Source organism: Hyphomicrobium sp. (assembly GCF_035572195.1).
Taxonomy (GTDB): Bacteria; Pseudomonadota; Alphaproteobacteria; order Rhizobiales; family Hyphomicrobiaceae; genus Hyphomicrobium_B.
This window is the reverse complement of the sequence record NZ_DATNBA010000126.1, coordinates 1-17,605: the sequence shown is the minus strand read 5'-3', so window position 1 is coordinate 17,605 and position 17,605 is coordinate 1. Positions and strand designations below refer to the sequence as shown.

General features: G+C 60.9%; 17 protein-coding genes and 1 pseudogene. 6 read left to right on the top strand and 12 right to left on the bottom strand.

The window, feature by feature from the left end; genetic code table 11:
- From VN623_RS10525 to rpsT, 6 genes are all read right to left on the bottom strand, one after another.
- Positions 1 to 1,575: DNA gyrase subunit B (locus VN623_RS10525; RefSeq protein ID WP_325570829.1), on the bottom strand; the 1,575-nt coding region annotated here is incomplete at its 3' end.
- 146 nt (positions 1,576 to 1,721) lie between these two features.
- Complete coding sequence (gene recF / locus VN623_RS10520; RefSeq protein WP_325570827.1) at positions 1,722 to 2,876, bottom strand: DNA replication/repair protein RecF; 1,155 nt, start codon at positions 2,874 to 2,876, stop codon at positions 1,722 to 1,724.
- A 201-nt stretch (positions 2,877 to 3,077) separates the two neighbouring features.
- Positions 3,078 to 4,196, bottom strand: a complete 1,119-nt coding sequence (gene dnaN, locus VN623_RS10515) for a DNA polymerase III subunit beta (protein ID WP_325570825.1) — start codon at positions 4,194 to 4,196, stop codon at positions 3,078 to 3,080.
- A 302-nt stretch (positions 4,197 to 4,498) separates the two neighbouring features.
- Positions 4,499 to 5,914, bottom strand: coding sequence for a chromosomal replication initiator protein DnaA (gene dnaA, locus VN623_RS10510; protein ID WP_414653202.1), 1,416 nt, complete (start codon positions 5,912 to 5,914; stop codon positions 4,499 to 4,501).
- A gap of 246 nt (positions 5,915 to 6,160) precedes the next feature.
- Complete coding sequence (locus VN623_RS10505; protein WP_325570821.1) at positions 6,161 to 6,604, bottom strand: rhodanese-like domain-containing protein; 444 nt, start codon at positions 6,602 to 6,604, stop codon at positions 6,161 to 6,163.
- Positions 6,605 to 7,233: 629 nt separating this feature from the next.
- Positions 7,234 to 7,500 carry a 30S ribosomal protein S20 gene (gene rpsT / locus VN623_RS10500; RefSeq protein ID WP_325570819.1) on the bottom strand — a complete coding sequence of 89 codons (267 nt, stop codon included), beginning with the start codon at positions 7,498 to 7,500 and terminating at the stop codon, positions 7,234 to 7,236.
- Positions 7,501 to 7,780: 280 nt separating this feature from the next.
- Here rpsT and VN623_RS10495 point away from each other — a divergent pair, with 280 nt between their 5' ends.
- Both VN623_RS10495 and VN623_RS10490 read left to right on the top strand, forming a co-directional pair.
- Positions 7,781 to 8,365 carry a hypothetical protein gene (locus tag VN623_RS10495; RefSeq protein WP_325570817.1) on the top strand — a complete coding sequence of 195 codons (585 nt, stop codon included), beginning with the start codon at positions 7,781 to 7,783 and terminating at the stop codon, positions 8,363 to 8,365.
- A 40-nt stretch (positions 8,366 to 8,405) separates the two neighbouring features.
- Positions 8,406 to 9,026, top strand: coding sequence for a hypothetical protein (locus VN623_RS10490; protein WP_325570816.1), 621 nt, complete (start codon positions 8,406 to 8,408; stop codon positions 9,024 to 9,026).
- 8 nt (positions 9,027 to 9,034) lie between these two features.
- On the opposite strand, the gene mutM is transcribed toward VN623_RS10490, so the two are convergent.
- Positions 9,035 to 9,916: a bifunctional DNA-formamidopyrimidine glycosylase/DNA-(apurinic or apyrimidinic site) lyase gene (gene mutM / locus VN623_RS10485; RefSeq protein WP_325570831.1), complete on the bottom strand. Its 882-nt coding sequence runs from the start codon at positions 9,914 to 9,916 to the stop codon at positions 9,035 to 9,037.
- A 76-nt stretch (positions 9,917 to 9,992) separates the two neighbouring features.
- On the opposite strand from mutM, the gene ubiE reads away from it, so the two are divergent.
- The 3 genes from ubiE to ubiB all read left to right on the top strand — a co-directional run bounded on the left by ubiE (position 9,993) and on the right by ubiB (position 13,019).
- The gene (ubiE, locus tag VN623_RS10480; RefSeq protein ID WP_325570814.1) at positions 9,993 to 10,769 is read left to right on the top strand and encodes a bifunctional demethylmenaquinone methyltransferase/2-methoxy-6-polyprenyl-1,4-benzoquinol methylase UbiE; all 777 of its coding nucleotides are present in this window, start codon (positions 9,993 to 9,995) and stop codon (positions 10,767 to 10,769) included.
- A 132-nt stretch (positions 10,770 to 10,901) separates the two neighbouring features.
- Entirely contained in the window at positions 10,902 to 11,195 is a 294-nt protein-coding gene (locus VN623_RS10475) for a hypothetical protein (protein WP_325570812.1), read from the top strand.
- Between the two features lie 231 nt (positions 11,196 to 11,426).
- On the top strand, positions 11,427 to 13,019 hold the full coding sequence (gene ubiB, locus VN623_RS10470) for a 2-polyprenylphenol 6-hydroxylase (protein ID WP_325570810.1): 1,593 nt from the start codon (positions 11,427 to 11,429) through the stop codon (positions 13,017 to 13,019).
- Between the two features lie 56 nt (positions 13,020 to 13,075).
- On the opposite strand, the gene VN623_RS10465 is transcribed toward ubiB, so the two are convergent.
- The gene (locus VN623_RS10465) at positions 13,076 to 13,498 is read right to left on the bottom strand and encodes a carboxymuconolactone decarboxylase family protein (protein WP_325570808.1); all 423 of its coding nucleotides are present in this window, start codon (positions 13,496 to 13,498) and stop codon (positions 13,076 to 13,078) included.
- Positions 13,499 to 13,513: 15 nt separating this feature from the next.
- On the opposite strand from VN623_RS10465, the gene VN623_RS10460 reads away from it, so the two are divergent.
- Positions 13,514 to 13,984 (top strand): nuclear transport factor 2 family protein, encoded by a 471-nt coding sequence (locus VN623_RS10460; RefSeq protein ID WP_325570806.1) that lies wholly within the window; start codon positions 13,514 to 13,516, stop codon positions 13,982 to 13,984.
- Here the strand turns inward: VN623_RS10460 and VN623_RS10455 are convergent.
- From VN623_RS10455 to VN623_RS13645, 4 genes and pseudogenes are all read right to left on the bottom strand, one after another.
- Complete coding sequence (locus VN623_RS10455) at positions 13,981 to 15,612, bottom strand: hypothetical protein (protein ID WP_325570804.1); 1,632 nt, start codon at positions 15,610 to 15,612, stop codon at positions 13,981 to 13,983. The genes VN623_RS10460 and VN623_RS10455 overlap by 4 nt on opposite strands.
- A 214-nt stretch (positions 15,613 to 15,826) precedes the next feature.
- Positions 15,827 to 16,657 (bottom strand): FTR1 family iron permease, encoded by an 831-nt coding sequence (locus VN623_RS10450; protein WP_325570802.1) that lies wholly within the window; start codon positions 16,655 to 16,657, stop codon positions 15,827 to 15,829.
- A 6-nt stretch (positions 16,658 to 16,663) separates the two neighbouring features.
- Positions 16,664 to 17,050 (bottom strand): cupredoxin domain-containing protein, encoded by a 387-nt coding sequence (locus tag VN623_RS10445; RefSeq protein ID WP_325570800.1) that lies wholly within the window; start codon positions 17,048 to 17,050, stop codon positions 16,664 to 16,666.
- Positions 17,051 to 17,477: 427 nt separating this feature from the next.
- Positions 17,478 to 17,605 (bottom strand): annotated as a pseudogene (locus VN623_RS13645) (aminoacyl-tRNA deacylase); the annotation flags it as partial.

The following is a 17,605-nucleotide window of genomic DNA, read 5'->3' as shown; positions in this document are numbered from 1 at the left end:
GGTGCGGATATGGGCGCCGTCGACGTCGGCGTCGGTCATGATGATGACCTTGTGGTAACGCAGCTTCTCGACCTTGAATTCATCCCGCCCGATGCCGGTGCCAAGCGCCGCGATGATATTCGTCACCTGTTCCGACGACAGCATCTTGTCGGTACGCGCCCGCTCGACGTTCAAGATTTTGCCGCGTATCGGCAAGACGGCCTGGAACTCGCGCTTGCGGCCCTGCTTCGCCGAGCCGCCGGCTGAATCGCCTTCGACGATGAATAGCTCAGTCTTCGAAGCGTCGCGATCCTGGCACTCTGCGAGGCCGCCCGGCAGGCGCAAACCATCGAGAGCACCCTTGCGCCGAGTTAAGTCACGCGCTTTGCGCGCTGCCTCGCGGGCGAGCGCCGCTTCGACGATCTTGCCGACGATAACCTTGGCTTCCTTGGGATGCTCTTCGAACCAGGCGCCGAGCTGATCGCCAACCGTCGACTCGACGACCGGCTTCACTTCCGACGAAACGAGCTTGTCTTTCGTCTGCGAAGAAAACTTCGGATCGGGCACCTTGACGGAGAGTACGCACGTCAAACCTTCGCGCGCATCGTCGCCGGAAAGCGCGACTTTTTCCTTTTTCGCAAGGCCGCTTTCTTCCGCATATTTATTGACGATACGTGTCAGCGCACCGCGAAAGCCCGCGAGATGCGTGCCGCCGTCGCGCTGCGGAATGTTGTTCGTGAAGCACAGCACCGTCTCGTGGTAGCTATCGTTCCACCACAGAGCGACCTCGACATTGATGCCGTCCCTCTCGCCGCGGATCATGATCGGATCAGGCAGGGCCGACGACTTCGAACGGTCGAGATAGCGCACGAAGGCCGCGGTGCCGCCCTCGTACATGAACTCTTCGCGCTTGATGTCGGCGTGACGCGCATCGGTCAGAAGAATTTTCGCGCCGGAGTTCAAAAACGCCAGCTCGCGAAGCCGATGCTCGAGCGTCGCATAATCAAATTCCATGACATTGTGAAACGTCTCGGTGCTCGGCAGGAATGACACTTCGGTGCCGCGCTCGCCGTGGCCGTCGCCGACGACTCTCAGCGGAGCAACGGCAACGCCGTCGCGAAACTCGATGAAATGTTCTTTGCCAAGGCGCCAGATCCGGCACTTGAGCCAGCTCGACAGAGCGTTGACGACCGACACGCCGACGCCGTGCAGGCCGCCCGAAACCTTGTACGAATTCTGGTCGAACTTGCCGCCCGCATGCAGCTCGGTAAAAACGATTTCGGCGGCCGAGCGCTGCGGCACCTGATCGTCGTCGGTTTTGATGCCGACTGGAATACCGCGACCGTCGTCGCGCACCGTGCACGAGCCGTCGGGGTTCAACGTCACCTGACATGCGTTCGCATGGCCGGCCAAAATTTCGTCGACGGCGTTGTCCACGACCTCGTAGATCATGTGGTGCAGACCCGACCCATCGTCGGTGTCGCCAATGTACATGCCGGGGCGTTTGCGGACCGCGTCGAGCCCCTTCAGCATCTTGATGCTGTCGGCGCCGTAGTCGTCCGGCGCCGGTGTTTTCTTCAGCGGTTGGGCGTTCATTTCTGGCTTTCGTTGAGGACGGAATTCAATGCTTATTTTATAGCACAAAACGCTCCCGAACGCCGCATAAATTCAGCGCAAACGAATTTCAAAAAATGCAATTATTTCAGCGCGTTGAGTGTGACCGTTTGTCTCTATTCGGGGGCCTATGCTTGGAACGTTATTCTGCCCTCTTCGACACGCCAGAATCGGGCCCTTCCGGAGAGCCCGTTGAAGGCTTCTTCATCGGTTCCCGTCATCCACGCTTGGGCGCTGAGACGCAGGATTTCGGCGAACAGCGCCGCCCGCCGGTCGGCATCGAGATGAGCGGTAATTTCATCGAGAAGCAGGATCGGGCTGGCGCCCTCTTGCCGTTCCGTCAGCAGCTCCGCATGCGCCAGAACCAGGCCCAGCAGTAGCGCCTTCTGTTCGCCAGTCGAACAGTGGCGCGCTGCGAGCGCCTTCGGTCCATGCGCGACGACGAGGTCGGATCGGTGCGGACCGTCGAGAGTTCGCGCCGCCGCGCGATCGCGCTCACGCATGTCGCTGAGCGTTCGCGCGTAAGCGTCTTCAGCCTCGACCGCGGAAAGGCGCTGCAGATCGTCTTCGATGCGCCCTTCGAGCTGGAACGATGACCACGGAAATGCGGAATTCGGATCGCGCGCGCGCCGCTTGTCGACGATTGCCGCCATCGCGGCGACGGCTTCGAGACGCGCCGCCGCAACGGCAATACCGGTCTCGGCCATGACCCGCTCGAAGCCCGAGAGTTGCGCGTTGTCGCGAACGCCATCCGCGAGAAGCCGGTTGCGGCTCGTCATCGCCCGTTCGAAGCGGCCGGCGATTGTGCGATAGGCGGGATCGAAGCAGAGGATCAGACGATCGAGAAAACGCCGCCGCTCTGACGCGGGACCCGTGAACAATCCGTCCATTGCTGGCGTGACCCAGACGATCTCGAGATAATCCGCCAGCACGCCCGAGCCTGATTGCGTCGTGCCGTCGATCCTGACGACCCTGCCGGCACGTTCTCCTGCACCTGCACCGGCTGCGAGCCCCGTGCCGATATCCGCGGCGCCGGCGAGCGTGTGAGCCCGCGACGAGACCGCAAAGCTGCCGTCGCCACACGAGCGCGCCAGATCATTGAACGGAACGCGCCGCAACCCTTGCCCGGGCGCCAGTAACGACAACGCCTCGAGAAGATTGGTTTTACCCGAGCCGTTGGCACCGGCAATCACCTGCGGGCCGGCATCGGTTTCGACGCTCGCCGAGGCATAACTACGGAAATTCGTCAGCCCCAGCCGCTCGACCCAAAGTCCGGAAACCATGATCCCTGATCAATCCGCGCCGACGTTAGAGTTGGAGATGCCCGTCATCCTCGGCCGAGCGCGCGTTGAACTTGCGCGTCGAAGGCCGGGGATCCAGCGCAAGAAGCGCCGAAGGCCCAAAAACAAGATGCCTCCGACGAGTCTGACGCTGGATTCCCGAACGCACTCGCGCACTCATGCGGTCGAGGATGACGACCAGAACTAAACCCGCATCGGCATCAGCACGTAAAGCGCGCTGCCGTCTCCGCCATCGCGGACCATCGTCGGGGAACCCGGATCAGCCAAGAGAAAGCGCGCATCTTCGCTTTCGAGCTGTTCGGCGATATCGAGCAGATAGCGCGCATTGAAGCCGATCTCGAGCGGCCCAGCGCCGTAGCCGACCGCAATCTCTTCCGTCGCGCTGCCGCCTTCCGGATTGTTCACGGTCAGGATCAGCTTGTCGTTTGAAACGTTGAGCTTCACCGCGCGCCCGCGTTCGCTGGCGATCGTCGACACGCGATCGACGGCACTTTTGAACGACGCGTTCGGCACCTTCATTTCCTTGTCGTTGTTGTGGGGAATGACGCGGCCGTAATCCGGGAAAGTTCCGTCGATCAGTTTCGACGTCAGCACGACGGGCCCGATCTCGAAACGCACCTTCGTCTGCGACACGCCAACCTTCACTTGGCCGCTCGGGACTTCGATCAACCGCGTCAGCTCGTGCACCGTCTTCCTTGGCACGATGACGCCGGGCATGCCGTCGGCACCCTTCGGCCGCGGCAGCTCAACCTGCGCCAAGCGATGTCCGTCAGTCGCGACTGCGCGCAACGTCTTCGTCTTGCCGCTCTCGGCCGGATGCAAATAAATGCCGTTGAGGTAATAGCGCGTCTCCTCCGTCGAGATCGCAAAGCGTGTCTTGTCGATGAGACGTTTCAGATCGCCGGCCTCCATCGTGAATTCGTGGCCGATCTCACCGACCGTCAAATCCGGAAAGTCCTCCGCCGAAAGCGTCTGCAGGCTGAAGCGCGAATTTCCCGACGTGATCGTCAGACGCTCCTTGTCGCCTTCGCGCTTCATTTCGATCTGGGCGCCCTCAGGCAGTTTGCGCACGATGTCGTGCAGCACATGTGCCGGAACCGTCAGCGTGCCGGGCGTCGTCACCTTCGCCGCGACGCTCTCGCTGACTTCACGTTCGAGATCGGTCGCCTTGAACGTCAGCGTTTCGCCCGACGCCTTCAACATGACGTTCGACAAAATCGGAATGGTAGTCCGGCGCTCGACGACGCTGGTCACGTGGCTCAACGCCTTCAAGAGTTCACCACGTTCAATCTCGAGACGCATGTCTGTCCTCAATCTTGATTTCGGAGAGCGCGTGGAGGGGGCGGCTGTGACACGCCCGAGCGATCACGCGCGAAATGAGAATGGCTGGCTCCGCGCGCGTTCCGTAGCGGAATCGCACGTGGACCCGGATCAGAGCCGAATGGCGGCAACTTTTCAAGCAAAGATGTAACGCCATCCGGCGAAACGGCTGCTGCGCCCCGCATGACGCCACGTCTTGCCCGGCCGAGACGGCAAAGCCGGCGTTCCAGGAAGCGGAACGCCGGCCTCTTGCCATATCAGGACGTGGACGGGTCGGGTTCGGATTAGTGATTGAGGAGCCGTTTCAGCTCCTCGAGTTCGCCTTCGAGGTGCGGATTCTTCGTGATTTCACCCTCGATCTTGCGAATGGCGTGCAGCACCGTCGTGTGATCGCGGCCGCCGAAGCGCCTGCCGATCTCAGGCAGCGAGCGCGCCGTCAAATGCTTCGCCAAGTACATGCCGATCTGGCGCGGCCAGACGACAGAACGATGACGGCGTTGAGACAGTAGATCACCCTTCGAGACGCCGTAGTGGCGCGAAATGATGCGCAGGATGTCTTCGATCTTGATGCGCCGCGGTTCGAGATTCTGGACGAGATCGCGGATCACCGTTTCCGCGATGTCGAGTGTGATCGGCGTGCGCATGTACTGCCACGTCGCATAGAGCCGGGTGACCGCCCCTTCTAGCTCGCGGCCGTTTTCCGTCAGCCTCAGCGCCAATAGCTCGATCACGTCGCGCGAAAGCGCGAACGATGGATCGGTGGCGCGTTTCTCGGCCAAGCGCTTCTCGAGAACCTTCAGACGCAATTCGTGGTCGAGCGGCTGAAGTTCCGTCACGAGGCCGCGTTGCAGACGCGAACGCATGCGCTCGTTGAGTCGTTCGATCTGGTTGGGCGCCCGCGCCGACGCGACGACGACCTGCTTGCCGCCATCGAGGAGCGCATTGATGATGTGATCGAACTCTTGTTCGGTCCGCTCACCCTGCAGGAACTCGAGGTCGTCGATCAGCAGCATGTGGATGTTGCGGAAACGCTCTTTGAATGCGAGCGGATCGGACGAGCGCAGCGCCTCGACGAACTGATAGCGGAAACGTTCGGCCGTCAGATAAAGCACCTGGGCCGTCGGAGAGCGCCGTTTGACCTCCCAGGCAATCGCCTGCAGCAGATGACTTTTGCCGAGACCGACGGCGGAATGGAGATACAGCGGATTGTAGCCGGGCGCGTCCGTCATCACCGTTTCCGCAACCTGCGTCGCACCGGCGTGCGCCATGCGGTTCGAGGCGCCGACGACGAAGCTGTCGAATGTGTAGCGCGGATCAAGTGGCGAACCTTCAAGGCCGCCCGCGGACGTGCGCTGCGCCGGTGGAGCCGGGACGCGAAAACCGATGTTACGCTGCGGCGATTCTGCCTGCGGCGAGGTCGGCGCCAGCTGAGCACCGGCGGCCGTCGTTTCCACCGCCCGCGCCTCGCCGGCACGCTGCGCCGCTGAACCCGGCTGACGCCAGATCACATCGACGCGCTCCGCCGACGTGAACTCGATGCGCGAACAAGCCAGCAGATGGTCGGCGTAGTGTTCCTGAATCCAGTTGCGCACGAATTTTACGGGCACCGAGACCTTGACGATGCGCCCATCGAAGCTCTCGAATTCCAGGCTCTTGAACCAGCTCGAATAGATCTCATCGCCGAGCCGGGCCTTCAACATGGCGCGAACTTTCTGGCCGCGGCCCTCAACCGCTGCCGACGCGGTTTCTGCTAGAACCGCTCCATTTTCGCCAATACCCGGAACCTGTGCCTTCGTAGCCGCCTGCATCGTCATTACTCCCCGCTAATTACTCGGGACGCCCGACTTGAGACGAATGTCTCAAACGTCCCCATTACTCGCTGCATGTCCGCTAACCCTCTGGCCGACGATGCACCGTCTTCTCGTGTCCTTCAAAAAATCCGGATGCTAGCCCTGCACCCAATCGAGACCCTCAAATTTCCAACCCGCAATCTGACCGCGGTGACGGTCGGCATCCATTGGCCCTTCGAAGCCGTCCGCCACGTTCTGGCAATGGCTGTAACCCGCCGCCGCCATCACTTCTGCAGCCATCCGGCTGCGACCGCCTGAGCGGCAAATGAAAAAAATCTCGTCGGTCTTCTCAACTCCTCTTGCCGTCAACTCCGCCTCTAGTCTGTTCGCAAAATCGGTGGCGACCCGATTGTCGGGAAACGATTGCCACTCGATGAGCAGAACGTTCCGACCAAGCTTGGAAAGATCGGGAACGCCCACGAACGCCCATTCGGCGCGCGTGCGAACATCTACCAAAACTGCTTTCGGATCGCCCCTGAGACGCTTCCACGTTTCCAGGACGGGAACGTCCTCGACGCGGTCGGCATCAGTATTGCCCACGAGCCCTCACACGTGTTTACGCAATGTTGATAAAGACCCGCACTGGACTTCCTCAGGATTACTGAAGATGCACAAATCATCAGCGTACTGCCGCAACAGTCCGAAGACGAAATGCAGGTCTTTATCTATTTTTGACAACGTATCCGGGATACCAAATCTTGCTTCAGAACCCCGGTATCCACGCACGTCAACTTGCAGAAGTGAACGATCGCCTTACCCCGCTGCCGCTCACACTCACTAACTAACGGTTAACCAGTTTCTCGACAAGCACCTCGATCGCCTAAACGCTTCGAGAGCGCGCTTGGAAAGTTGTCCACAGGGCAGTGGAAAAGCCGAAGCGAGTTCATCGTTTCTGTGCACAACACTCCTGACTCCGTTCGCGTTTCCGCCACGCGCTTAGTCTCGTTCAGAGACTGCCGCAAACGTCATGCATTCGTCATTTTATTCTTGGTTGCCGATCTCAGCGAGCCGCGCAAAATTGATCGGACGTTTAAGTTTGCGCGTCCGCAATGCGCGATTCCAGCGGTTTACCTGCGTTCAAAAAGTAACGGGCCCCAAATGGGGCCCGCTGATTACTGTGCCGAACGTGCAACAGGGAGAAAAATTGCCTCCCGTCGATCACAATCGCGTCATGCAGACATAGCCTTGACACGCTTTGCGAGTCTCGAAACTTTCCGGCTCGCCGTTTTCTTGTGCATCATTCCCTTCTGAGCATTGCGCACCAGAATGGGTTCCGCGGATTTGAGCGCGGCTTCGGCCTTGCTACGATCGCCGGACTTGATCGCCTCTTCGACGCTGCGGACCTCGGACTTCACGCGTGTACGCCGCCCCTTGTTGACTTCGGTGCGGGTGATCATCTGGCGTGCGGCCTTCTTTGCCGACGACGTGTTAGCCATGAAACGGTCCTTGTACTGTTTGAAAATGCCTCTAGCACACCTGAAGGGCGAACCAAGGCCGTTGGTTGAAAGAAAGCACTTTCGGGCCGGACGATCTGTCCAGGCACGGTTTGCGGGCGGTATAGCCGTCCGTCGTCGATCGGTCAATGAAGCCACAGCCAACAAAATGGCAATTCTGCGTTTGCCGCGTCTGGAAAAGTGCCATCGAGATTGTTAAGCGTCGCACGAGCCTGCTGCACGGCCATTTAGGCCGTGTCCGCGACAACGGAGAACGTGAGAGATGTCATCGCTTATGGGATCGTTGTTGGCAGTGGCGGCGGCCGTCTGCGCCACGGTACTGGCTGCGGCGGCACACCAACCGCCGCTGCACATGGCCGTCGCTGGGGTGGCCGGCCTCGCACTGACCTTCATGGCGATCCGCGATCGCCAGCGCTTGATGTTCGCCGGTGCCACGACCAGCGCCGTTGCCAGCTCGACCGCCCGCCATCTCGGCATCGTCTGGGCCTGGGCAGCGCTGGCCGTGGCGGCGTCATATCTGCTGATCATCGAAGCGAGGTGGCCCGAGTGGTGGCAGTTTTTCATTGGCTTTGGCTTCGCCGCGATTGCGAGCTTCGTCTTTGCGAGCATGCTCGACCGCGATGCAGCCGCCGGTCGCGGCGACGATACGCTCGTCAAATTCGGCAGGCTTCTGGTGCAAGTGCAGATCGTCGGGATGGCGGCTGGGATCATCAGCCTGTTCGTCGACGGCAAATTTCCACGCGCCGTGAACCACGCCGACTGGGCAGGCTGCAGTATCTTCTTTTTTGGTGCACTGGCCATCGCCGCCATCAGTCTCGACGCTTTACGATCTCCGGCGCGCGTGTGATGCAGTGGAGAACCGCTTCTTTCTGAGGTCCCTCCCCGACATGCCATTGCGCCCATCGCTCCCCTGGTTGCTGACGACGCTTGCTGCGGCCCTTGTCGCAATGACGCTCGCCGCAGGCGCGATCCGCAAAGCTGAATCGGCGCTCGCCGCCGCGGTCTTCGCCATCGTCCTCGTCGTGGCGGCCGTGCGTACGAATTCTCCCCTTTGGCGGCGCTCGTCTGAAACCGCCGTTGCCGACGTGACGCCGCGCCATGCCTTGCGGCAAACCGCGCAACTCATCATGCTCGCCTACTTGTGGTGCGCGCTGGCGTTCTACGCGATCTACATCGGAACGCATGTTCGCTGGCAGCACGGCTGGGAATACGGCTCGGCCTTGATGCTGATCGCACTCGCTCACGTTTTTTATTTGTGGCGCATCGCTGATCCGAACGACAGTTTCGCGACGCCCTCGGCAATAGCCCGCGCCGTGCGCCTGGCATTTTTGCAGGCGGTTGCGATCGCCTGCGGGCTAATATGGCTGATCGGATCGGGCAAACTCTCATCGTTGAAAGGCGACTGGGCTGCCAACCAACTGTTTCTCGCGGGCGGCTTCGCGATCATGTGCCTGAGCATGATCATGATCAAAAGCTACACCGTTCTGACGGAGCGGCGAACGCGCTGACGAAGCGTTCAGCGCTGACACCGCGGACAATGAAAGCTCGCACGCCCTGCGTGCAACGTGCGGCGTATTTTTCCGCCGCACCCGGGCTTCAGGCATATGGAATCGGCGCGGTCGTAAACAGCGAACGATTTTTGGAAAGCGCCCGATGCACCATTGACGTTTCGATAATCGCGTAACGTCGATCCGCCAGCGTCGATCGCGTGCTGAAGAACTTGCTTGATCGATGCGACCAGGCGCGTCGCTCTGTCAGCCGGCGCGCCGCGCCGATCGGCGAGACTGCTGGCGCTGCGGTTCGGCGATAATCCGGCGCGATAGAGAGCCTCCGAAGCATAGATGTTGCCGAGCCCCGCGACGATGCGCTGGTCCATCAGAAATGACTTGAGGTTGGTCTTTTTGCCGCGCCCCCGCGACGCCAGATAGTCGGCCGTCAGTTGGTTTCCGAGCGGCTCGACGCCGAGGTTGCGAAAAAGCGCGTGCGCCTCGCGTTCGGCGTGCGCCATCATCATCACGAAGCCGAAGCGGCGCGGGTCGTTGTAGACGATGCGTGTGCCGTCGGAGAGGTGCAGCACGACGTGATCGTGCACCGGATTGGCGCCGCTATCGTGAGCGTATTCGCCAGGGGTCTCACGGACGCCGTCGCGCAAAATCGTGAAACGGCCCGTCATGCCGAGATGCATGACGAGGTCTTCACCGCCCGACAGCGCCGTGATCAGGTATTTGGCGCGCCGGTCGAGCGCCACGATTTGCTGGCCCACGAGCCGTTCGCGGAACTTCTCAGGCAACGGGAACCTCAGATCCGGCCGGCGCGCCTCGAGATCCGTAACGCGGCGGCCGACGAGTACCGGCGCCAGGCCGCGCCGCACGGTTTCAACTTCTGGAAGTTCGGGCATCGAGTGAGCCGGGCAATTGACGTTAAAGGCAAGCCGACGATAGCGCGACGCCACGCGGGCGGCTATTCTGCGGGACATGGAACATGATCGCAACAACACTTGCGAAAGCACGACATCGTTCGGCTTTCGCGCCGTCCCCGAAACCGAGCGGCAAGGTCTCGTCAATCAGGTCTTTGCCGCCGTCGCCGGGCGCTACGATTTGATGAACGACCTGATGTCGGGTGGCCTGCACCGGCTGTGGAAGCGCGACCTCATCACCATGCTCAATGCGCCGCGCGGCGAAACGCCGTTCAGGTTGCTCGACGTTGCAGGCGGCACCGGCGACATTGCGCTCCGTTACGCGCGCGACAGCGGTCCCAAGGCCACGGCCGTAATATGCGACATAAGTCCCGAAATGCTCGAGGTCGGCCGCAACCGCATTTCCGCCGCCGGTCTCCAGAACCGCATCGCATGCGTCGAAGGCAATGCCGAGGCGTTACCCTTTGAAAGCGGTAGCTTCGATGCCTATACGATCGCCTTCGGCATCCGGAATGTGACGCATATCGATAAGGCTTTGGCTGAGGCTTACCGGGTGTTGAAGCCGGGCGGGCGGTTTCTCTGCCTGGAATTTTCCGAATGCCAGGTGCCGATCCTCGATAGGCTCTACGATTTTCATTCTTTCGAGGTTATCCCGCGACTCGGCAAATTTACCGCCGGAGCCGCCGAGCCGTATCGCTATCTCGTTGAGAGCATTCGCCGGTTTCCAAAGCAGGAGGCCTTCGCCGGCCTCGTTCGCGGCGCCGGATTCGGCCGCGTCAGCTATCGCAATCTGACCGGCGGCATTGCCGCGATCCACACCGGCTGGAAGATCTAATCGGCCACACTTCCACGCGTTTTAACGGCCGGTATTGTCAGGTCGATTGACCCCCGCTCCGCCTGCGGCATAGCTTCCGCCAGGGAAGGGCATGGAGAAGCCGCGGCTTCTTCGAACGAAGGAGATGGGGTCATGAAAACGAAATTACTGATGTGCGCGACGGTCGCCGCTGCGCTTGCCTTTGGGGCGGGCGTTGCCAATGCGGGCTGCGTCACCAAGGGCGCGGTTGCTACGTCGAGTTCGGCGGACTCCGCCAAGTGGTTTGCACTTGAAACGATGGTGCAGTCGGTCAGCTGGGGTCTCTGGCCAGGCTTCGTCGCGAACGGCGACGTTGCGGGCTACCGGGTCATAAACAAGCAATATCGCTGCAGCCCAGCTGGCGGAATGGTGACGTGTCACGGTCGCGCGACCTTCTGCACGAAGTAACCTGAGACCAAATTCATCGCATTCAACGGCGCCCGCTGAAAAGCGACGGGCGCCGTTATGTTGTCGAGCGATGGGTTGTAGAGCGATCACGGATCGCCGCCTCGCAATGGCGCAGCCCGTTTAACCGTCTTTACCCGTCGAACCGACTTTGCTTGACCAAAGCGCCCCCTGGGGCAATGTGCGGCCAGTCGGCGGCTCGCCCGCGAAAGTTAGGACCACAAAATCGCGGATATGCCTGGAGCCTTCATCAATACTTTCAGACTCGCTCGAGCGGGCTTCGTACTAGCGCAGCATGGTGTCCGCTTCGTTCCGAAGGGCGTGCCCGTGCCGCTGCCGCTCAGGATCGCGCGCGCCGCGACGGTGCCGATCCGGCTCATCGCCGCGCCCTTTCGCGCCGACGAGCCGCCCGCGACGCGCGTCGCAACGGCCCTGACGGAACTCGGGCCCAGTTACGTCAAACTCGGTCAGTTTCTCGCAACGCGCGCCGATATCATCGGCTCGGAGCTGTCAGCCGACCTGCGTCATCTGCAGGACAAGGCCGACCCGTTCTCGATGGCCGAGGCGCGCGAAGCGGTGGAGCGGGCGCTTGGCGGCAAGCTCGAAGATCACTTCGTCGAATTTGGACCGCCCGTCGCTGCCGCTTCGATCGCGCAAGTCCATAAGGCCTACGTGATGGTCGATGGCGTCAAGAAGCCGGTGGCCGTCAAAATCCTGCGTCCGAATATCGAAAAGCGTTTTCGCCGCGACCTCGACAGCTACTACTTCGCGGCCCGCATGATCGAGCGCTATTACGAACCGGCGCGACGGCTGAAGCCGGTGGCGGTCGTCGACAACCTGAAGCACACGACCGAACTCGAGATGGATTTGCGTCTCGAGGCGGCGGCGATCTCCGAGATGGCCGGCAACATCAAAGAGGACGAAGGCTTTCGTGTTCCGGACGTCGATTGGAAACGGACCGCGAAGCGCGTCCTGACCGTCGAATGGATCGACGGCACGCCGATATCGCATGTCAATGCGCTGAAAGCTAAAGGCTTCGACACCGACGCGCTCGGCCTCGCCGTTCTGCGCACCTTCCTGCGCCACGCCATGCGCGACGGTTTTTTCCATGCCGACATGCATCAGGGAAACCTGTTCGTCGACGACGCCGGCGTCATCGTCGCCGTCGACTTCGGCATCATGGGGCGGCTCGGACTTGCCGAGCGGCGCTTTCTCGCCGAAATTCTGCACGGCCTCATAACGCGCGACTATCATCGCGCCGCCGTCATTCACTTCGAAGCCGGTTACGTGCCGCCGCACCACAAGGTCGAGGAATTCGCACAGGCGATGCGCGCCATCGGCGAACCGATCCACGGTCGCACCGCCGAAGAAATTTCGATGGCTGACCTTCTCGGCCAGCTCTTCGCCTATACCGATGTCTTCGATATGCAGACGCGGCCGGAACTGATCCTGCTGCAAAAGAGCATGGTCATCGTCGAAGGCGTGGCGCGCGACCTTGACCCCGGCATCAACGTGTGGACGGCCGCTGAACCCGTGGCGCGCGAGTGGATCGATAACAATCTGTCTCTCCTCGGGCGTTTGCAGGAAACCGGACGCGGCGCCGCGGCGATCGGCGACGTGCTGCTCCGAACGCCGGGACTGCTGCAAAAAGCCGAGCAAGCCATCCTCGGTCTCGCCGAAATGGCGCGCTCGGGCGTCAGGCTCGACGATGAAACGCGAGAAAAAATCGCGTCAGGCTCGAAACGCAATCGCGCCACCGACGTTGCGCTCTGGATTGCCGCACTGAGCCTCGTCGCGATCGCGCTTAAACTCTACGGCGCGCTGTAGCTATTCAGGCCGGGCTGGACATCCACCCAAAATACATACGCTCGCATCGCTATCCGCTAGCGAGCCGGCTTGCGCGCACCAACCAGATGCGTGCCGTGGGCAATCGCAGCTGTCGCCCGCATCGTCGCTGCAAGAAAAACGACTTCGGCGATTTCCGCTTCCGTCACGCCGGCGTTCTCGGCGTTCGTGCGATGCACTTCGAGGCTATAGGGACATTGCGTCGCAAGTGCCACGCCGAGTGCGATCAATTCCTTGTAGCGTCGCGGTATGGCGCCGGGCGCCATCGCCGCCCGATCGAAATTCTCGAATGCTGCCATTGTCGTAGGCGCGAGGCTGCGCAGCTGCGGCAGGTTCGCGAGCTTGGCAATGTCGTACATGGCGGTAACTCCCTCGATCGGCGTCAGACAGCCGGTTGCGATTTGACTTGAACCGTCGTGGCGTTCGCGCGACTGGTCAAGTAGCAGCTTCTTGAAATGCAAGTTAAGGATTCGCTCATGTCAGAGACACGACCACCGCTGCCGCCATTTACGCGCGAGACGGCCGCTCAGAAGGTTCGGATGGCGGAAGACGCCTGGAACAGGCGCGATCCCGAGCGTGTGTCGCTCGGCTATGCAGAACAAAGCCGCTGGCGCAATCGATCCGAATTTCCGATCGGCCGAAAAGAGATCGTCGAATTTCTGCAGCGCAAGTGGGCCAAGGAACTCGACTATCGGCTGATCAAGGAACTGTGGGCGTTCACCGACAACCGCATCGCCGTCCGGTACGCCTACGAATGGCACGACGACAGCGGTCAGTGGTTTCGCTCCTACGGCAACGAAAACTGGGAATTCGGTCCCGACGGCCTGATGGAACTTCGCTATTCGAGCATCAACGATCTGCCGATTTCGGAGCGCGACCGGAAGTTCCATTGGCCACTTGGGCCCCGCCCGGCCGATCACCCGGGGCTATCCGACCTCGGGCTTTAGGCCCGCTTCAGCTCCCGCAGACGCGCAATGCAGTCGCGAACTGCCGGTTCATCGCCGATACCTAGCGCGACGATGTAGCCTTCCGCTTCGGCGCTGTTGTCGGTCGTGTGCACGGCGTTGAGATAACGTACGCCTGCATTCGCTGCAGCGGCGCCGCGAAGATCGGCTTTCAACAACGTCCGCGCATTGTCGAGCCGCGGATAACGTTTGCGCTCACGCGCAGGCGGCGTCTGGGGCTCGCGATCGAAGCAGACGAAGACATGGATCGGCGGTGCCTTGCCTGACTTCGACATGGGGTCGAGCCAGTTACCGCCGCGCATACGGCTGACGGCGTCGCGATCGCGCGTTGGGTCAACGGACTTTTCGTAGAGGATCGAAAATCCGCGCCGTCTCAGGTTGTCGTGCACCTCGCGCACGAATTGGTCACCGAGGCCGAAATCCCGCACGAGAAATACGGCGAGGCCCGGCGCCAGACTTTGCGCATGGCTCCGATAGCGGGTCGAGAGAAACGCATTGTCTGCGCTGAAAAAGCCGATGCTATCGATTTCCGGGAATACGCCCCGCGCACGCAGCAACGTTTCGATGTCCGAGAACGTCGTCGGCGCAGGAGCCCCCGCCAACTTTGCCAAGCGGCGAAGCTCGCGCACATCGTCCGACGTCGCGAACGTTCTATCGTCGAGACGCTCAGTACCTGGAGCGACCCGGTCGGACTTGTGGAAGAGCAGTTCGAATGCACACGAAACGAAGCGCCAGTCATCCGACGGCACTTTAATGCCGCTCGGTCGAACAATCGCAGTCCTGATCATTTCAGCCGCCATCGCGGGCGGAAAAAGGGAAACAAGTTTGAACGTCCGGCCGCCGCTGCCATCGTCGCTATAGAGATCGATCGGGACGGTTGCCGGCTCACCGGCAAAGCCGGCCTCGATCTGGTCAGCGGCCGCGCCCTCGGCGAGAACATCGAGCTCCGGCACGGGCGAACCCGCCTCCGCAGCCTCAACGCCGCGCAGGACAACGGCGTCGAGATCGGCAAGAGATTTCAGGATCTCCTTCGAGTTGTAGCGAGCCGGGGCATGAATGCGGGTTCGGGGACGAGACGCAAACAGGCGGTTGCGAAAGACGACGACCGGCCACGCCAAGCCGTCGATACCCGTCAGACCTTCGTATGTGAGCTTCCGACGGAAAGTATATCGGGCAAAGCCCGCTGAACCCGCGACAAGCGCAAGGCTCAATGGCAGGAGGATCGTCTCGAAGCCTTGGAAGAATTGTCGCGATCGCAGCGCCAATGCGCTATGTCCGGCAAGCAGCGCGACCGTGCAGTTGTTGGCGCCGACGCTAGCCGAACCTTCGTAAGGGCCTGCGTGGAAACCTTCTAAAGCTGCTGTTTCGGCGTCAATGCCGAGATGGAGAATTCCGCGCGCGCCGGCCGCCTTGAGCGATCGTCCGATCGCGGCATTCCGCGTGCCCGCGATGACAACCAGCCGATCAGCAACAAGATGGGATATGAGGTTGTTGGAAGATGTCGCGTCACGCTGCGGCACGGTCGCGGACTGGAGCGGTCTAGCGTCGGGCAAATCCGCCGGCATCGCGGAAAAGGAATTGCGTCGCCTGCGTGGCCTGTCGTTGCCCATGCGTAGCTCCTGGCAACTTCTCTTTGCCGGTGTCACATTTCCTTTTCAATTTGTGTTGCGGCTGCCTGCAGAACGCAAGCGTGGATTGCAACTTGCTCGAGATAAGTCGCAAATCAACAGCGAAAATTCGGATGACCAAAAGCGTCCGCTTCGCGACAGCGGAGTAAGGCTTGCCGTCGGCATTACGCGCCGAGATTTAGGCTCTGCACATCGCCTAGGCGCGCGACATCCTTGCATGTTCGACGGGGGCACGGCGCAAATAGACCAAGCCGAAAATGCTACCGGCCGTCACCGCGTAGGCAATCAACTGCATGCCCGTTGGCTGATCCATGTAACCGATCAGAACGTGAAGGATGCGGCCGGGCCAGCTCGATACGGAGAGAATCCAAGACGTATCCCAGAGACGGGTGTCGAGAACGTTCAGCACGCCGGCGTTCGACAATTGCTGCACGGCCGAGGCCGCGAGACCTGCGGCCAAAAGCGTGACCAGAACGCCGGTAACTGAGAACATGCGCTTCAACGGAATAGCCGCTAGTCCGAAATAAAGGATCAGCGACACGGCAGCCCCAAGCACGAGTCCGCCCAGCGAGCCGATGAGCAGTTCACCACCCGTGTCTTTGCCCTGCATGACGATTCCGGTCAGGAATAGCACGACCTCGCTGCCCTCACGCATGACGGCGACGGCGACGGCAGCGCCTAGAGCAAACAGTGATTGCGAACCAGCCGCAACATCGCTTCCGAGCTTGCGCAATTGCAGCGTCATCTCGCGCGCATGCTCTGCCATCCAGACGACGTGCCAAGCCAGCATTAGGACGGCGAACAGCAAGATCGCCGCGATGAAGAGTTCTTGCCCGCGTCCGTCGAACGCATCCGAGATGCGCGACGCAAACAACGCGACGATGACCGAGCCTGCGATGCCGGCCAGGATGCCGAGACCCACGGCACTGTTACGGCCCGTGACCCCGCGCGACGCCGCAAGAACCACACCGACAATCAGGCCAGCTTCGAGAACTTCGCGGAAAACGATGACGAGTGCGGCAAGCATTGGCCCTCACTCCACTACGATGTGACCCTTGGCGGTGTCTTCGTGATATTCGCCGTAGAAGATGTACGTGCCGGCGGTGAGCGGCTTCACACGGATCATAGCATCGCTGTTTCCGGCGATGACTTTCTCGATGCCGAGATCCTTGCTCTCGAATTCTTCAGCCGAAGCATCGAGGTTCTTGACCGACAGCTTGATGTGCTTTGCAGCAGGAAGCTTCAGCGCCGAGGGCTCGAATTTGTGATCCTTGATCGTGATTTCAACGATCATTTCGTCGGTGGCTGCAGCGCTGCCGACCAGACTGTACGCGCCAACGAGCGCAAAGACCGCGGTGAAGAGAGAGGTGACAGTGGCACGGAGAAAGGCAACCGAACGGTGGTTCGATAAGAAGGTCATAACGACTCCTAATAGGTCAGGATTCAAGGTCCCGAGATCAGGTCCAACATCAGGTAGAGCCAACGCCACAAAAAGAGTCAAGAATATTTCGGTCTTTGGAACTATTTCAAAAAACAAGCGCGGCCATACCCGAAGTAGGAGCGCGACAAAATGCACGCCGTCGCGACGCAACACAAAGCAGAGCTGCGGATGTTGCGTTCGAATCTCGGCATCGGTCTGCCGGCGCCGTGAAGCTTCCAGATGATTGCGCGTAAGGATTTGTTGGACAGGAAGCGATCGAAATTTGCCCGATCACACGGGCGATGAAAATGTCAGCGACTACTGGACGCTGCTCTTGGCGCCGCTCGATTGCACAACGGAGGCCACCCTGTTCCGGCCTCGAAGCATCGAGAAATCAGCACTAAGCCTTCGCCGGTTTATCCAAGCATCATCCGCGATTGCGCGCGCCGATATGCGCATGAGGAACGTCTTGCATCAGATGCTGAAAGTTGCCGCCGGTCAGGTGCACGAGCGTGCGATGATCGCCGCCTTCGAAGTAGATGTCGTTGGACCCTT

Bases quoted from the DNA above. Each gene is read 5' to 3' on its own strand.
- rpsT (WP_325570819.1), bottom strand. From the start codon at position 7,500: ATGGCTAACACGTCGTCGGCAAAGAAGGCCGCACGCCAGATGATCACC.
- ubiB (WP_325570810.1), top strand. From the start codon at position 11,427: ATGCCTGGAGCCTTCATCAATACTTTCAGACTCGCTCGAGCGGGCTTC.
- VN623_RS10475 (WP_325570812.1), top strand. From the start codon at position 10,902: ATGAAAACGAAATTACTGATGTGCGCGACGGTCGCCGCTGCGCTTGCC.
- VN623_RS10450 (WP_325570802.1), bottom strand. From the start codon at position 16,657: ATGCTTGCCGCACTCGTCATCGTTTTCCGCGAAGTTCTCGAAGCTGGC.
- ubiE (WP_325570814.1), top strand. From the start codon at position 9,993: ATGGAACATGATCGCAACAACACTTGCGAAAGCACGACATCGTTCGGC.
- recF (WP_325570827.1), bottom strand. From the start codon at position 2,876: ATGGTTTCCGGACTTTGGGTCGAGCGGCTGGGGCTGACGAATTTCCGT.
- VN623_RS10495 (WP_325570817.1), top strand. From the start codon at position 7,781: ATGTCATCGCTTATGGGATCGTTGTTGGCAGTGGCGGCGGCCGTCTGC.
- VN623_RS10490 (WP_325570816.1), top strand. From the start codon at position 8,406: ATGCCATTGCGCCCATCGCTCCCCTGGTTGCTGACGACGCTTGCTGCG.
- VN623_RS10455 (WP_325570804.1), bottom strand. From the start codon at position 15,612: ATGGGCAACGACAGGCCACGCAGGCGACGCAATTCCTTTTCCGCGATG.
- dnaA (WP_414653202.1), bottom strand. From the start codon at position 5,914: ATGTTGAAGGCCCGGCTCGGCGATGAGATCTATTCGAGCTGGTTCAAG.
- mutM (WP_325570831.1), bottom strand. From the start codon at position 9,916: ATGCCCGAACTTCCAGAAGTTGAAACCGTGCGGCGCGGCCTGGCGCCG.
- VN623_RS10445 (WP_325570800.1), bottom strand. From the start codon at position 17,050: ATGACCTTCTTATCGAACCACCGTTCGGTTGCCTTTCTCCGTGCCACT.
- dnaN (WP_325570825.1), bottom strand. From the start codon at position 4,196: ATGCGTCTCGAGATTGAACGTGGTGAACTCTTGAAGGCGTTGAGCCAC.
- VN623_RS10460 (WP_325570806.1), top strand. From the start codon at position 13,514: ATGTCAGAGACACGACCACCGCTGCCGCCATTTACGCGCGAGACGGCC.